13 protein-coding genes are annotated in these 14,681 nt (G+C 50.1%); 2 read left to right on the top strand and 11 right to left on the bottom strand.

Going from position 1 to position 14,681, the window contains the following annotated elements:
- The first annotated feature begins 168 nt into the window (after positions 1-168).
- Entirely contained in the window at positions 169-1,836 is a 1,668-nt protein-coding gene (gene asnB / locus BZG73_RS15520) for an asparagine synthase B (protein ID WP_077668777.1), read from the top strand.
- Positions 1,837-1,910: 74 nt separating this feature from the next.
- On the opposite strand, the gene BZG73_RS15515 is transcribed toward asnB, so the two are convergent.
- The 9 genes from BZG73_RS15515 to BZG73_RS15475 form a co-directional block, all read right to left on the bottom strand.
- Entirely contained in the window at positions 1,911-3,212 is a 1,302-nt protein-coding gene (locus BZG73_RS15515; protein WP_077668776.1) for an inosine/guanosine kinase, read from the bottom strand.
- An 89-nt stretch (positions 3,213-3,301) separates the two neighbouring features.
- The gene (gene hemH, locus BZG73_RS15510; RefSeq protein WP_077668775.1) at positions 3,302-4,276 is read right to left on the bottom strand and encodes a ferrochelatase; all 975 of its coding nucleotides are present in this window, start codon (positions 4,274-4,276) and stop codon (positions 3,302-3,304) included.
- A 210-nt stretch (positions 4,277-4,486) separates the two neighbouring features.
- Positions 4,487-5,131, bottom strand: a complete 645-nt coding sequence (gene adk, locus BZG73_RS15505) for an adenylate kinase (RefSeq protein WP_077668774.1) — start codon at positions 5,129-5,131, stop codon at positions 4,487-4,489.
- A 157-nt stretch (positions 5,132-5,288) separates the two neighbouring features.
- Positions 5,289-7,184: a molecular chaperone HtpG gene (gene htpG, locus BZG73_RS15500; protein ID WP_077668773.1), complete on the bottom strand. Its 1,896-nt coding sequence runs from the start codon at positions 7,182-7,184 to the stop codon at positions 5,289-5,291.
- Between the two features lie 271 nt (positions 7,185-7,455).
- Complete coding sequence (recR, locus tag BZG73_RS15495; RefSeq protein ID WP_046073580.1) at positions 7,456-8,064, bottom strand: recombination mediator RecR; 609 nt, start codon at positions 8,062-8,064, stop codon at positions 7,456-7,458.
- Between the two features lie 3 nt (positions 8,065-8,067).
- The gene (locus BZG73_RS15490; protein WP_046073581.1) at positions 8,068-8,397 is read right to left on the bottom strand and encodes a YbaB/EbfC family nucleoid-associated protein; all 330 of its coding nucleotides are present in this window, start codon (positions 8,395-8,397) and stop codon (positions 8,068-8,070) included.
- A 24-nt stretch (positions 8,398-8,421) separates the two neighbouring features.
- Complete coding sequence (dnaX, locus tag BZG73_RS15485) at positions 8,422-10,686, bottom strand: DNA polymerase III subunit gamma/tau (RefSeq protein ID WP_077668772.1); 2,265 nt, start codon at positions 10,684-10,686, stop codon at positions 8,422-8,424.
- A gap of 57 nt (positions 10,687-10,743) precedes the next feature.
- Entirely contained in the window at positions 10,744-11,289 is a 546-nt protein-coding gene (apt, locus tag BZG73_RS15480; RefSeq protein WP_077668778.1) for an adenine phosphoribosyltransferase, read from the bottom strand.
- 37 nt (positions 11,290-11,326) lie between these two features.
- Positions 11,327-11,734 carry a YbaN family protein gene (locus BZG73_RS15475; RefSeq protein ID WP_046073583.1) on the bottom strand — a complete coding sequence of 136 codons (408 nt, stop codon included), beginning with the start codon at positions 11,732-11,734 and terminating at the stop codon, positions 11,327-11,329.
- 423 nt (positions 11,735-12,157) lie between these two features.
- Between BZG73_RS15475 and BZG73_RS15470 the strand changes: the two genes are divergently transcribed.
- Entirely contained in the window at positions 12,158-12,541 is a 384-nt protein-coding gene (locus BZG73_RS15470) for a hypothetical protein (RefSeq protein ID WP_077668771.1), read from the top strand.
- Positions 12,542-12,659: 118 nt separating this feature from the next.
- On the opposite strand, the gene BZG73_RS15465 is transcribed toward BZG73_RS15470, so the two are convergent.
- Both BZG73_RS15465 and BZG73_RS15460 read right to left on the bottom strand, forming a co-directional pair.
- Positions 12,660-13,307, bottom strand: coding sequence for a YccT family protein (locus BZG73_RS15465; RefSeq protein WP_077668770.1), 648 nt, complete (start codon positions 13,305-13,307; stop codon positions 12,660-12,662).
- Between the two features lie 88 nt (positions 13,308-13,395).
- Positions 13,396-14,448 carry a porin gene (locus BZG73_RS15460; protein ID WP_077668769.1) on the bottom strand — a complete coding sequence of 351 codons (1,053 nt, stop codon included), beginning with the start codon at positions 14,446-14,448 and terminating at the stop codon, positions 13,396-13,398.
- Positions 14,449-14,681: the final 233 nt, after the last annotated feature.

The raw sequence follows: 14,681 nt of genomic DNA, 5'->3' as shown, positions 1-14,681 counted from the left end.
ATTAAATAATATTTACCACAAGGTCAGTTTGGATAACGAATTTGTTTTATCTACTTGTGTCTTTCTCTGCCACAGGGCAGAGTGTGGTTAACAGGTCGCCACCCGTGGTCTTTTATCGCAGATATGCCATGGCGAAAACACCGTATAACACAAACAGAGAGGAAGATTATGTGTTCAATTTTTGGAGCGCTTGACATTAAAACCGACTCGCAACAATTGCGGGAAATCGCGTTAAAAATGTCGAAGACCATGCGTCACCGAGGCCCTGACTGGTCAGGGATTTATTCGTCTGAAAAAGCCATTCTCGTTCATGAGCGCCTTGCGATTGTCGATCTTAATAGTGGGGCACAGCCACTTTATAACCATAACCAAACTCAAGCCCTCGCAGTCAACGGTGAGATCTACAATCACAAAGAGCTCCGCGCTGAATTCGCCGCCGATTATCCGTTCCAAACAGAGTCAGACTGCGAAATCATTCTCGCCCTATATCAAGAGAAAGGGCCAGAATTGCTCGATTATCTCAACGGTATCTTTGCCTTTATTTTGTATGATGAGGAGCAGGATGCGTATTTAATTGGTCGCGATCATATCGGCATTATCCCGCTTTATCATGGGCACGATGAACATGGCAACTACTACGTTGCTTCGGAAATGAAAGCACTGACGCCTATTTGTAAAACCATCAGTGAGTTTCCTCCGGGTCACTTTTTATGGAGTAAACAAGGTGAGCCAGTTCGTTATTACAAACGCGCATGGATGGAATATGACGGGGTAAAAGACAGCACCACGGATAAAGCGGCACTCAAAGAAGCCCTAGAGAAAGCAGTTCACCGTCAACTGATGACCGATGTGCCGTATGGCGTTTTGCTATCTGGCGGGTTGGATTCATCGGTGATTTCCGCAGTGACCAAACAATATGCCGCCAACCGTATCGAGGATGACGATCAAAGCCAAGCTTGGTGGCCACGTTTGCACTCGTTTGCTATCGGCCTGGAAGGCGCGCCGGATTTGAAAGCCGCCAAAGAAGTCGCCGACCACCTTGGCACCGTGCACCACGAGTTTACCTATAGTATTCAAGAAGGCTTGGATGCCATCCGCGACGTGGTGTATCACATCGAGACCTATGATGTGACCACTATCCGAGCATCAACCCCCATGTATTTGATGTCACGTAAAATCCGTGCGATGGGGATCAAAATGGTGCTATCGGGGGAAGGCGCCGATGAGGTATTTGGCGGCTATCTGTATTTCCACAAAGCGCCCAACGCTCAAGAGTTCCACGAGGAAACCGTTCGCAAACTGCTCGCGCTCAACATGTTTGATTGCGCCCGCGCGAACAAATCGATGGCCGCCTGGGGCGTTGAAGCGCGTGTCCCCTTCTTGGATAAAGAATTTTTGGAAGTGGCGATGCAAATCAAACCGGATGATAAAATGTGCGGCGATGGCAAAATGGAAAAACACATTATTCGTGAGTGCTTTGGGGAGCTGTTGCCAGAGTCGGTGGCATGGCGTCAGAAAGAGCAGTTTAGCGATGGCGTCGGTTACGGCTGGATTGACACCTTGAAAGCCATTGCCGATGAAAAAGTCAGCGACCAACAACTGGCAACCGCCGCGTTCCGTTTCCCATACAACACGCCGACCACCAAAGAAGCGTATATGTATCGTGAGATTTTCGCCGAACTCTTCCCTCTGGAAGATGCCGCTAAGTGTGTCCCTGGTGGCCCATCAATTGCTTGCTCCAGTGCCAAAGCAATTGAGTGGGATGAATCGTTCAAAAACCAAGCCGACCCATCAGGTCGCGCGGTCCGCAACGTACACGAAAAAGCGTATCAGTAAGCCCATGCCCTGCTGCCAATAATAAAAAACCGCCAACATCAATTGGCGGTTTTTTATCTTTTATGGCAATGAGATTAACGTTCCCAGTAAGCCTCTTCCAAACTATCTTCGCGCTCCGGCAATCCACGAGACAAACGCGGAGAGTGCTGCGCCAGCACCTCATAGCTAACACGGTTAGCGTATTTACACACCTGAGAAAACGATGAGTAAGTCAAAAATGGGTACTGATGTTTGCTTGAGTTTGGCACGTTATCACGGTGATAGCGGTTAGCTGACATATCGTGCAGCAACGCAGACAGGGCACCGTCACCCGCACCATTGGTGTTTTTGATCCGTTCTGGTCCACCCATGTAAGGCGCAATGTGCGAATAAATCTTAATCGGGTTTTCGCAATCGGCTTTGATCATTGGGCGGCTGAACTCATACATATTGAATTCGGGAATGGCCCCGGGTAATAAAGGCAGTGAGGTTTCGCGTTTGGCTTTATCTTCACTATACCCCGCCATGTATAGGCCAATCGGGCCAGCGGTGCAAAGCACCATATCCACCCATTGCAACGCAGCGTCAGCCGCGAGCAGCGGGTCACTTTCACCCGTGAGCGCTTCGCCCTCATCTTCGTTCATCGCCACCACACTGACGTGCTCAGCAAGAAAATCACGCCACCATTGTGGATTTTGTTCAATCACATACTTGGTGCCCAACGTCATCACCACAGGGACGTTATGCTTTTTGGCATGTTCGATGGCACGCATGGTCGCTTCCGGCATCGGATCACCGTCTTTGCAACGAACGAGATAGGCCGTCAGTACTAAGGCAGATGCGTGTTCAAAGATATGTTCAGGGATCGACTCAGGACGCAGCTGATTCATCAAGCCTTCGTTGATGGCAAAAGTACGCTCACCGCAATCACCAATCAGTGCGTAGCAACGGCCAATCGGACCTTCGACAGGTTGCAGATAGTTGAGATCCATGCGGCTAGAGGTGTTGCATAAGTAGCGATAAGAGTAGCTACCAATGCGGATATCCTGACTCATCACGCCAAGTAGAATCGACTGGTCATCCGCTAAGGCGGAGTAGTTGTGCAAGGTGTTGCCAATGGTGCCGCCAGCAAATTCATGCGTCACCAAATTGTTGTCCTTAAGCTCTTGATACAAGGCTTCAGCACGCTCATCGTCAATCACTAACGAGTGGCCTTTGCTCAAACCATAGCGCTCCAGGAAGTCATCACTCACTTTTGCTTCTATATCCACCAAAGTTTGGTCAATACCAATCACATGGGGGCGCTTAAAACCACGCTCACTGGCAGGGTTAAGCAGAGGGTCCCGGGCGTGAACCGGAAAGTAGTGTTTAGACTTACGTTGTCCTGGAAATTTCATGGTTCGTGTAACTAGCTAATGGAAGGGAGGCGCGAATTCTACCACAGAATTTGCGCCTGCATAGCGTCTGGTGGACGAATTTTATCGCCCTACCACCCTTGCGTATGCTCTGCCACCAGCGTCGCCATTAACTCAATGTGCGCCTCGTCATCGTTTAAGCATGGGATAAAACGAAAGGCTTCGCCACCTGCTTCTAAAAAGATATCCCGACACTCACCGGCAATTTCTTCCAAGGTTTCCAAGCAGTCTGATGAAAAGGCTGGCGTCATAATATCAAGAGTCTTTACCCCTTTCGCGGGCAGCGATTCTAATGTTTTATCTGTGTAAGGCTTAAGCCACTCTTCACGTCCAAACCGCGATTGGTAGCTCATCATGATCGCTTGATCGGGGAGCCCGAGTTCCGCCTGCAACAACGCCGTGGTTTGTTCGCAATGTTGCGGATACGGGTCGCCATTATCGGCAAAGCGTTGCGGGATCCCATGGTATGAACACAGTAAGAGATCGCCCTTGCCGTGTTTATCCCAGTGGCGTCTAACGGAGTCAGCCAATGCCGATTGATACGCCGGATGATCGTGATAGTGGTGCACAAAGCGAAGCTCAGGAAGCAAAGGGCGTCCTTTGAGGGATTTGGCGACTTTATCAAATACTGCAGCAGTGGTGGTCGCAGAGTATTGCGGGTACAAGGGCAAAACCATGACCTTTTCGCAGCCTTGTTGCTGCAGTTGCTCAATACCATCCGTCATCGACGGTGAACCATAAGTCATTCCTAGGGCAACGGGTAGCCCCGACTTGTTGGCTAAGGCATCACGCTGGCGTGTGGCATACACCATCAGCGGTGAACCCTCATCCATCCAAACACTTTGATAGAGCTTCGCCACCTTGGGAGAGCGTACCGGGAGAATCACACCATGAAGCAGTGGGCACCACAACCAACGCGTTAAATCGACCACCCGATGATCATGAAGAAACTCAGATAAAAAGCGCTTTACAGCAGAAGAGGTAGGCGCATCTGGGGTTCCCAGGTTGACCAGAAGTACGCCAACTTGGTTATGCTTTTCGGTCATGTTTGTTGTCCTTGGCTTTGGCTCGGCCACGAGCCCAGTATTTTTGTTGTACCTTTCCAATTTAACGTATCTGATTAAATTGTTTGGAGAATGGCGCTTAGCTTGCCATAAAAAAACCGGAGCGACTAATCGTCAGCTCCGGTTTCTACTATCAGCAATACCGATGACAACCTGTGTCAGCACGTAAACGCGCGACACATTGAGCCTGGTTTAGCCGAGTACCTTTTGGATCTCTGCGCTCACCTGCTCAACCGCTTGTGTACCATCGAAGGTCACAAACTGGGTGTTGCCAGCATCTGCTTCTTTTTTGTAGTAAGCAATCAGTGGTGCGGTTTGGTTATGATACACATTCAACCGTGCGCGTACTGTCTCTTCTTTATCGTCATCACGTACCACTAGCTCCTCGCCAGTCACATCGTCTTTTCCTTCCACTTTCGGTGGGTTGTAAACAACGTGATAAGTACGGCCTGAAGCAAGGTGAGCACGGCGACCACTCATACGCTCAACAATTACGTCATCCGGAACGTCGAATTCGAGTACGTAATCGATCGCAACACCGATCTCTTTCAGTCCATCAGCTTGAGGAATGGTGCGTGGGAACCCATCTAGCAAGAAGCCGTTGGCACAATCATCTTGCGAGATACGCTCTTTAACCAAGCCAAGAATGATGTCATCAGACACCAATTCGCCAGCATCAATAACCGCTTTGGCTTGTTTGCCAAGCTCAGTGCCCGCTTTAATCGCGGCGCGCAGCATGTCACCGGTAGAAATCTGCGGAATCCCGTATTTTTCCATGATGAACTGCGCTTGCGTCCCTTTACCTGCGCCCGGTGCACCCAACAGAATGATGCGCATAGTGATCCCCTTTATGATTATTTAGGTTTCGTTAAACTGCGTCTATATTCGCAAAGACACGAAACATACACGCTTAACTAAACGCTATCAAGCCCGGCAATCCGGCCGGGCTTGTTCGATAGTCATTCAGTATGTGGTCTCGACAATCGCCTGTCGATTATACCTTAGTCAGAAGCTGGTTGACCGAGGCCAAGAAGTCTGACGGATCGTCCATACTGCCTTTCTCTGCCAGCATCGCTTGACCCAGCAGCATTTCTACCCAGGTACCGAATTTCTGCTCATCGCTTTCATCTGCCATGCGCTTAACCAGAGCGTGCTCTGGGTTCAGTTCAAAGATGTACTTCACATCAGGCGCTTGCTGGCCAGCGGCTTCTAAAAGCTTCGCCATTTGCGTGCCCATTTCAAACTGATCGGTCACCACCACCGCCGGCGTGCCAGAGAGTTTAAAGGTGGTACGTACATCTTTAACGCGATCACCCAAGTGTGATTTCACTCGCTCAATCACAGACTCAAAGGCTTTTTCGGTTTCTTCACGCTCTGCTTTTGCCTCTTCATCGTCGAATTGGCTCAGGTCGAGATCCGCCTTGGTGATTGCCTGGAACTGCTTGCCATCAAACTCGGTCAGGTAGCTCATCAACCACTCATCAATGCGGTCATACATCAAGATAACTTCGATGCCTTTGGCTTTAAACTGCTCCAAGTGCGGGCTGTGTTTCGCCGCATTATAGCTATCCGCGGTGATGTAGTAGATTTTGTCTTGCTCTTCTTTCATGCGCGACACGTAGTCGGCCAAGGAGACGGTTTGTTCAGCGCTGTCTTCATGCGTTGATGCAAAGCGCAGCAAGCCAGCAATTTTTTCTTTATTGCTGAAATCTTCCGCCGGCCCTTCTTTCATCACCAAGCCAAATTCACGCCAAAACGTCTGATACTTCTCCGCATCGTTTTTAGCCAGCTTTTCTAACATCGACAGCACACGCTTGGTGCACGCACCGCGCAGTGACTGCGTGATCTTGTTGTCTTGCAGAATTTCACGCGAAACGTTAAGCGGTAAATCGTTAGAGTCAATCAAACCACGGACAAAGCGCAAGTAGCTTGGCATGAACTGTGACGCATCATCCATGATAAAGACGCGTTGTACATAGAGTTTCAGCCCATGTTTGTGCTCGCGGTTGTAAAGGTCCCATGGGGCTTTTGACGGGATATACAGCAAGCTGGTGTAGTCGTTTTTACCTTCAACGCGGTTGTGGCTCCACGTCAGCGGTTCGGCAAAGTCATGCGACACATGCTTATAGAACTCTTTGTATTCGTCTGCCGAGATATCTGACTTAGCGCGGGTCCAAAGCGCTTGCGCTTTGTTAACTTGTTCCCACTTACCTTCGCCAGTCTCATTACCTTCCTCGTCTTTCTCTTGCGTCCACATTTCTACCGGAATACCGATATGGTCGGAGTATTTACCGATCACCTCACGTAGGCGCCAATCATTGAGGAATTCTTTCTCGTCGTCTTTAAGGTGCAGCGTAATCTCAGTGCCACGGTCAGCTTTGCTGATAGGCTCTAGGGTATACTCACCTTCACCGGTTGACTCCCACTGCACTGCCTCGTTGGCAGCAAGACCCGCCGCACGAGTGCGTACAGTTACCTTGTCAGCCACAATAAAGGCAGAGTAAAAGCCGACCCCGAACTGACCAATCAGGTTCGAGTCTTTGCTTTGATCTTCGTTAAGCTGTTTAAGAAACTCTTCTGTGCCCGATTTGGCAATGGTACCGAGGTTGGCGATGACATCATCACGGCTCATACCAATACCATTGTCTGAGACAGTCAACGTACCGGCGTCACTATCAAAGGAAAGGCGAACGCGCAGGTCACCGTCATTTTCATAAAGCTCAGGGGCTGACAATGCTTTAAAGCGCAGCTTATCAGCGGCATCTGACGCGTTTGACACTAGCTCTCGCAGGAAAATCTCTTTGTTTGAGTAGAGAGAGTGGATCATCAACTGCAGTAACTTGGACGTATCTGAACCAAACTGATGTTTTTCTGGGGTTTTCACGCTCATGTCAATCTACCTAACACTATGAGGATTAATGGCGACGTGGGCTCGATGCCCACGTTACAATGAATTCGTATTCAGTTCTCTTGGATATAGGGATCCTGTTACACGCTTTCAAGGCCTAGGTGGTCAAATAAAAGCCAGTTAGTATTAAAGCGATAGGCAATAGAAAAAGAAAAGCCTAACCAGAGGCTAGGCTTTTGAGGATCAATCACGCTGTTGGCGCTGTATCGCCGAGTAAGTAGGTTCACCCACCGTTGAGGGCTCGTCAAACAATTTAGCGATACTTTAACTGCTGGCGGCCGATAATTGAGTGAGACAGCGTGGTGCCATCGACCAGTTCAAGCTCGCCTCCCATTGGCACGCCATGCGCAATTCGGCTGGCACCCACTTGGTGCTCTTGGCAAAGTTCAGCGATGTATTGCGCCGTGGCCTCGCCTTCCACCGTCGGGTTAGTCGCTAAGATAAGCTCTTGAATCGGTTCGTGTTGCAAACGCTTTTCCAACACATCAAGGCCAATGTCTGCCGGGCCAATGCCATCAAGGGGGGACAAATGCCCCATCAAGACAAAGTACCGCCCAGAGTACTGGCCGGTAGCCTCGACGGCCGCAATATCTGCTGGGCTTTCAACCACACAAATCAACCCGGTTTCTTGGCGTTTCGGGTTATCGCAAATCGCGCACACGTCTTGCTCGGTAAAGGTTCGACATTGGCTGCAGTGGCCAATGTCTGTCATTGCCGTGCTCAACGCTTGCGCGAGAGCCAGTCCACCTTGGCGGTTTCTCTGCAATAGGTGGTAGGCCATCCGCTGCGCTGATTTAGGGCCAACGCCTGGCAAGCAACGCAGCGAGTCCATCAGTTGTTCAAGTAACTGGCTGGTGCGCATAGATTAAAATGGCATTTTCATGCCTGGTGGTAACTGCATACCACCTGTCACTTCTGCCATTTTCTCTTTTTGTTGCTCCTCAACACGACGGGCAGCATCGTTGAATGCAGCCGCAATCAAGTCTTCCAGCATGTCTTTATCATCTTCCATCAGGCTATCGTCGATGTCGACACGACGGATGCTGTGGCTGCCTGTCATGGTGACTTTCACCATGCCTGCGCCCGCTTCGCCCGTCACTTCCATGCTGGCAATTTCTTCTTGTACTTTCTGCATGCGCTCCTGCATTTGCTGCGCCTGCTTCATCATGTTACCCATGCCGCCTTTACCAAACATAATTCTCTCTCTTGGTTAGGTGTCTTAAATTGGTCGAATGCTGTCTTCTTCTAACTCCGCCGCAAAGCGTTGAAGAATAAAAGTCACATTCGGATCATTATGCAGGCTGTGTGTCGCCTGCGCTAATTTTTGTTGATAGAGCTGCTCGCGCCGCTCTAAAGGTGTGATTCCCGCTTCCCCGAGCTGCACCTCCAAGGTTATGGGGGCGCCTAGCGCTGTCGTCAAGGCCTGAGTCAATTGCTGCTGGGCTTTTTCGGTATTAAGGTGCGATTGATCCGGGCGCAATGTGAGCTGTACGCGCTCGCCTTGCTGGGACATCGCCGCATTCAGTGCCATTTGTTTAACCAGGCGCTCTACCTCTAAACTGTCTGCCAAGGCACACCAAGGATCTTGTGCGTTGGTTTCCTGTACCAGTTTGTCGCGCATGGCGGGCGTTTTTTCATGTTCTAACGCCTGTTTTAACGACTTAGGTGTCAGTGAAGGCACCGTCTCGGGCTCCGGTGACACAGGTTGCGTAGAGCGCCACTGGTAAGGCTCTGACGATCCGTTAGCAGGTTCAGCCACGGGTGACAACGACACACTCGGTGTCTTTTGTTCAGGCGCGGACACAGGCGATGCACTCTCTGCCGCTGTCGCTACGCGATCGAGCACAGATAACGCATCAGTCTTGGCCGGTGTCCGTTCCGTCTTTTTTGCCCCACTCCCCGATTGTTCAGATTGACGTTTCATACGACTACGCAACTGATTACGAGCCTGAATAAGGCTAGAGGCAGGCGAAGAGGCAGACGGCTGATTCGCAAGTGATGACGCGGCATCTGGCGCCGAGTCATCGACTGCTGGTTGGTTCAGCTCAGAAACACTCGCTTCATGTGCCCCTCTGCCAGATGCACCTGCGCTAGGCACCTCCGCGCTAGTCTTTGCCATCGCCTGCTGAGGCGCTGGCGCGCGTGTGTCATTGATATCTTGGGGACTTTCCGGCGTGTCTCGGTCATTGCTCTCCGGGGTATCGCCCATGGGCCGGTTCTGTTGTGCTTCATGCGCATGGCTTGGTGGCAACTGGCTTGGCGACGCCACACTGGCCGATGAGACCTGCGCTTTCAACGCGTTCAGTGCTTGCGAGGGATCTTTTTTTACCGGCTGCTTTGACTCAGAAGCGGGATCGCTTGCCGGCACTGATATAGTAGCCGGTTCATACGGCACGGTTTTGACCGGCTGAAACGCCAACATACGCAGCAAGACCATTTCTAGACCGGCCCGCCCATCAGGGGCATAAGGCAGGTCTTGCCGTCCTTGCAGTGCCATTTGGTAACACAACTGCACATCTTGTGGCGCAAGCCGCGAGGCCAAGGCGTGAATCCGTGCTTGCTCCCCGCTGTCATCATCATGGGTCTGAGGCAGTGCTTGGGCAAGCGCTACATGGTGAAGCTGGCTAGCTAACTCTTTGAGTAAACCATCCCACTCCACCCCGACGTGCGCAATCTGCGCCAGCATGTTCATCAATTCAACCGCATCATGATTCGCCAAGGCTTCAAGGAGCAAGAGTGCGTTATCGGTACTCAAGGTCCCCAGCATGTCAGCGACAGCTTGGGTGCTGATGTGGCCATTTCCGAGCGCGATGGCCTGGTCGGTTAAGCTCAAGGCATCACGCATACTGCCTTCTGCTGCACGCGACAGCAGCATCAAGGCACGTGACTCTGCCTCGACACCTTCTTGACCAAGGATATGCTCTAGCTGCGTCTGAATCTGGCTCGCATCAAAGTGTTTTAGGTGAAATTGCAAGCAACGCGATAAAATGGTGACCGGCAGCTTTTGTGGATCCGTGGTCGCCAGCAAAAACTTCACGTATTCGGGCGGCTCTTCTAACGTTTTTAACAAGGCATTAAAGCTGTGGCGCGACAGCATGTGTACCTCATCAATCAGGTACACCTTATAACGGCCACGTGCAGGCTTGTACTGGACGTTATCGAGCAGCTCTCGCGTGTCTTCTACCTTGGTACGAGAAGCGGCATCAATCTCCAGCAAGTCAACGTACCGGCCCTCGTCGATCTCACGGCAGGTTGCGCACTGTCCACATGGCGATGACGACACGCCCTGCTCACAATTAAGCCCTTTGGCAAAAATACGCGCAATAGTGGTTTTACCCACACCGCGAGTACCACTAAACAAGTATGCGTGATGCAAGCGGTCATGATCCAACGCATTGGCCAAGGCCGTGAGCACATGACTTTGACCAGCCACAGACTCAAAATTATGGGGTCGCCACTTACGTGCGAGAACTTGGTAGCTCATGTCAATTCGCTTCCTGTATGCTTATGGCTAACGCGATACCCTGCACATAGCCTGTCATTAATGACCGGCAAATTCGCACAAGCTATAAACGTTGATCCCAAGCGCGGCCAGTTTTTCTTCCCCGCCGATATCCGGCAAGCTTATCACAAAGCCGGCGTGTTCTACGGTACCACCTAAACGGCGCACCAACTTCACGGTGGCTTCTATAGTGCCGCCTGTCGCCAGTAGATCATCAATCACCAGTACTTTATCCCCCTCATCAATCGCATCACGATGGATTTCCAGGGTATCTTCACCGTATTCCAGCTGATAGTTCTCGCTGATCACCGCGCGTGGCAATTTGCCAGGTTTACGAACCGGCACAAACGGGAGCCCTAGCGCAAGCGCCAGAGGCGCACCGAATAAAAACCCACGTGACTCGGTACCAATCACCTTGGTAAACCCATGATCACGGTATTGTGCGACCAAGGCGTCAATCGTCGCTTGGTAGGCAACAGGGTCTTCCATCAAGCTGGTGACATCGCGAAATAAGATGCCAGGTTTGGGGTAATCTGGGATGGTTTGAATACTTTGTTTGATGACATTCAAGCTGTCGGTGCTCATGGCCAATTCTCGCCGGTAAAAAACGCAAACCGTCATGTTATGAATTTTCGGCCGAACCAGCAACAGATTCCGTTTCAGGTAGGCGGAGAAACCAGCATAAGAGCACAATTAGGCAGGTAACCAGTAACGCTTTCAGCCACATCGCCCCGACGATATAAATGGAGAAGCTAAAACTTGCCACTATCATGACGGTCGCGCGTCGTTTTACTTTGCGACTAATCGCGCGCTTTTGGTACCAGTCCGTCAATATCGGCCCGAACGTAGGATGAGCGTGGAGCCAGTTAGCGATACGAGGAGAGCCTCGCATAAAGCAACCACTGGCGAGCAGCAAAAACGGCGTGGTCGGGAGTACCGGCAAAAAGGCGCCTGCCGCACCCAGCGCGACCCATAACCAACCTAACCCGTTCCATAACCAACGCCATGCGGCTGTCGGTGCTTGTTGCATAGTCTCTATTACCCTTCGATTCGAGATGGTCGCGCTTGTTCACTCACGCTAAGTGTAGTGGCAGAGACGATGGAGGTACAGGGTGGCGAATAAGGAATGCCGCACGGCGAGTGAATAAGGCGGTGATTAGCCGCCAAAAATAATGCCAAGCCAAGTGAGACTAGCAGGTAAGGTTGGGATCAGTAATACCAGCAGGAAGCCGATGAAGTACTTGACGTTATAAGGCTCTTTAAAATCATGTTCCATTTTGTTACTTCACTCACAACAGCATAACAACAGTGAGCGGCTACTATAGCTCAGGTCAACACCGCTAAAAACGGACTCTTTGTAAGGTTTTAGCCGGTTCATTGATTTACATCAGGGTAACAACTTGTGTGACTGCGTCATGATAAAAGTCATTTTAGCCAATCAAGCGAACTGACCATGGATAAAACAACCCTTGCTCAGCTGGGGCGTGAACTTAACCGCGAACGCACTGAGCTAGTAGCAACATTAACCACGCGATTGCGTGAAGACTGGGACAAGCATTGCGAGAACCTCACCATTTCGGATCTGATTAAAGAAAGCCAAGGCGTACCTGGCGCCATCCGATGCCTCGGTGAGCGTTTAGAAAAAGTCGATGCGGCTTTATGTGCCATGGATTTGGAGATTTATGGCTTGTGTGCCGATTGTGAAAGTGAAATCCCACTGGATGATTTAATTAAAGACGCCGCCGAGCAGCGCTGCCCACAGTGCCGTGCGTCAAATTATTATCATCACGATCCAGCCACTCGCCGAGCCACAGCAGGAGCACGTAAAACCGTGTGATCGCGAGGTTGACTTTCGCTTGTCTCATCGTGGCTTAAACGGAACGCGCCCAGCATCAGCTGGGCGCGTTTTTTATTGACTATTTAAAGACCAACGATCACACATCATCCTGAGGCGCTTAATCTTGGTCAATAATCCAACGACGGAACGACTTACGCTCTTGGTCACTGGCTTTGGTATACCAAAGCTTTAACTGCGACAAGGCATCACCTTTAATAGAGGCTTTACCTTGATCGTCCACCTCGACCAATACATCGTTGAGGTTTTTGCTTTCACCTTGGTCGATAATGATACCATTCTCACGGTTATACTCCGCCACCAGCGCTTCCATGTCGGCATAGGCGGCAAAGCCATCCCCTTTTAACTCGACGGCATCTAAAGGCATCACATCACCGTTATCGAACTCGGCTTGCCATTGCGGGTTGCCGTCAAAGTAGCTGGTCGCTTGGCTTTTTACCCGCAATTTCGAGTCAATATTGATGGTGGCATTGCGGTCATCGACCTCAAGCTCAAACAGATACGGGCGGGAGGTAAAGATCACCTCTTTACTGCCCCGCTTTACTTCGCCGTCAAAGCGCATCACTAATTGATGGGTACCGTTATCTAGCTCAATCGTCTGCTGCGGCGCCCAGTTTTCAAAACTAATTTCCTTGCCATCAACCACCGCAAACTCAATATTACGTGCTGAAGTAATTTCTGCCGCATTAACCACACTCGATGCCATGAGAGTGCTGAGCACCAAGCCCATACCTACTACTTTTTTCATCTCTACTCCAAACCGTGATAATAAAAAAGCCGCCCTAAGGCGGCTTTTGTAACCAATGCTACATTTAGCAAGAATGGTGTAAGTTCAATTAGAACTTAACTTCCATACCTGCTACGTAACCAAAGTCTTGGTCATCACCGTCACTGTCGCCAACTTCTGCGTACACGTGCGCGTTGCTGTGCAGTGCATAAGTCACGTTAGCGTAGTAACCGTTAAGATCTGAGCTCTCACCGTCAATATCTTTGTTGTCGTAACCAACAGCAAAGGTCGTTTTGCCCATGGTGTAGTCAGCAGCGATAGACATGTAGTCGGTTTCAGTATCTACTACCTTATTAGCCTTGTTTAGCCCGTCGACAGACGTACGACCAATTGATGCAGCGATTCCTACGTTTTCGATGCCCGCATATTCGATTTCGAAGTTGTAAGCATCTTGGTTAAGCTCATCGCTGATGATGTTACCGGCAGTGTCAGTGTTACGACCAATGTTATCTACACGCTGATAGTAAACACGTGCGTCAACGTCCGCGAAACGATAACCCAAACGTGCTTCATAGATACGTAGATCATCGCCAGCACCGTAACCATCTGCAACTGCCTCTGCAGAATCGTCGTCAAAACCGTCGCTGAAGTCAGTGTAGGTTGCAGCACCGTAAACAGTACCATTATCGTAAACATACTTACCAACTTGAGTAGCTTGTTCGATATCAACACCGAAGCTGTTTACTGATAGCTCGTAATCTTTAGTGATACCAGAATCATCCATCAGCAAATATTGACGACCGGCAGTAAACTGACCCCAGTCACCTTTAAAGCCAACATATAGCTCATCGTTTTCTACGTTTGAACGATATTCGCCAGTATCAGCACCGTCAGCGCCACCAGCCATTTCAAACTCAAATGCCATCGCAGCAATTGCTGTCAGTTTGTCTGAAACAGCAACTTCGGTATTGATAGCAAAATCACCATCGTCAAGACGCCATTTGCCGTCTTGGTTGTTACCGATGTCTTGGATGTACTGAACTTCAGCGGCACCAGACGCGTCTACTTTAACGCCTTCTGCGTCATACAGGTTGATGCTTGCTGATGCTGAGCCAGCAGCCAGCAGAGCTGGTACTGCCATTGCTAGAATAGTCTTTTTCATGGTTAATCCACTGCCTTTTCTATTTAGTCATTATGAGTTCCTTCTTGGAACTCTGTTTTATGGTGACTGTCACTCTATTACCAGCAGCAAAAACGCTGCGAAGAACAAAATGCCAGTTCACTGAAACTTCGTGGCTAATCGTGCAGAACATTTGTAGTTCTGTCAACTGGCTGGAAGCGCATTACAAAATAGACAAAAAACACTTAAAAACAAACAGATAGTAAACATTAATG

This window comes from Salinivibrio siamensis (genome assembly GCF_001996005.1).
Taxonomy (GTDB): Bacteria; Pseudomonadota; Gammaproteobacteria; order Enterobacterales; family Vibrionaceae; genus Salinivibrio; species Salinivibrio siamensis.
The sequence above is the reverse complement of the archived record's forward strand: the minus strand, read 5'-3'. Positions and strand labels throughout refer to the sequence as shown.

Bases quoted from the DNA above. Each gene is read 5' to 3' on its own strand.
- htpG (WP_077668773.1), bottom strand. From the start codon at position 7,184: ATGAGCGTGAAAACCCCAGAAAAACATCAGTTTGGTTCAGATACGTCC.
- BZG73_RS15475 (WP_046073583.1), bottom strand. From the start codon at position 11,734: ATGCAACAAGCACCGACAGCCGCATGGCGTTGGTTATGGAACGGGTTA.
- dnaX (WP_077668772.1), bottom strand. From the start codon at position 10,686: ATGAGCTACCAAGTTCTCGCACGTAAGTGGCGACCCCATAATTTTGAG.
- asnB (WP_077668777.1), top strand. From the start codon at position 169: ATGTGTTCAATTTTTGGAGCGCTTGACATTAAAACCGACTCGCAACAA.
- recR (WP_046073580.1), bottom strand. From the start codon at position 8,064: ATGCGCACCAGCCAGTTACTTGAACAACTGATGGACTCGCTGCGTTGC.
- adk (WP_077668774.1), bottom strand. From the start codon at position 5,131: ATGCGCATCATTCTGTTGGGTGCACCGGGCGCAGGTAAAGGGACGCAA.
- BZG73_RS15470 (WP_077668771.1), top strand. From the start codon at position 12,158: ATGGATAAAACAACCCTTGCTCAGCTGGGGCGTGAACTTAACCGCGAA.
- BZG73_RS15490 (WP_046073581.1), bottom strand. From the start codon at position 8,397: ATGTTTGGTAAAGGCGGCATGGGTAACATGATGAAGCAGGCGCAGCAA.
- BZG73_RS15460 (WP_077668769.1), bottom strand. From the start codon at position 14,448: ATGAAAAAGACTATTCTAGCAATGGCAGTACCAGCTCTGCTGGCTGCT.
- hemH (WP_077668775.1), bottom strand. From the start codon at position 4,276: ATGACCGAAAAGCATAACCAAGTTGGCGTACTTCTGGTCAACCTGGGA.
- apt (WP_077668778.1), bottom strand. From the start codon at position 11,289: ATGAGCACCGACAGCTTGAATGTCATCAAACAAAGTATTCAAACCATC.
- BZG73_RS15465 (WP_077668770.1), bottom strand. From the start codon at position 13,307: ATGAAAAAAGTAGTAGGTATGGGCTTGGTGCTCAGCACTCTCATGGCA.
- BZG73_RS15515 (WP_077668776.1), bottom strand. From the start codon at position 3,212: ATGAAATTTCCAGGACAACGTAAGTCTAAACACTACTTTCCGGTTCAC.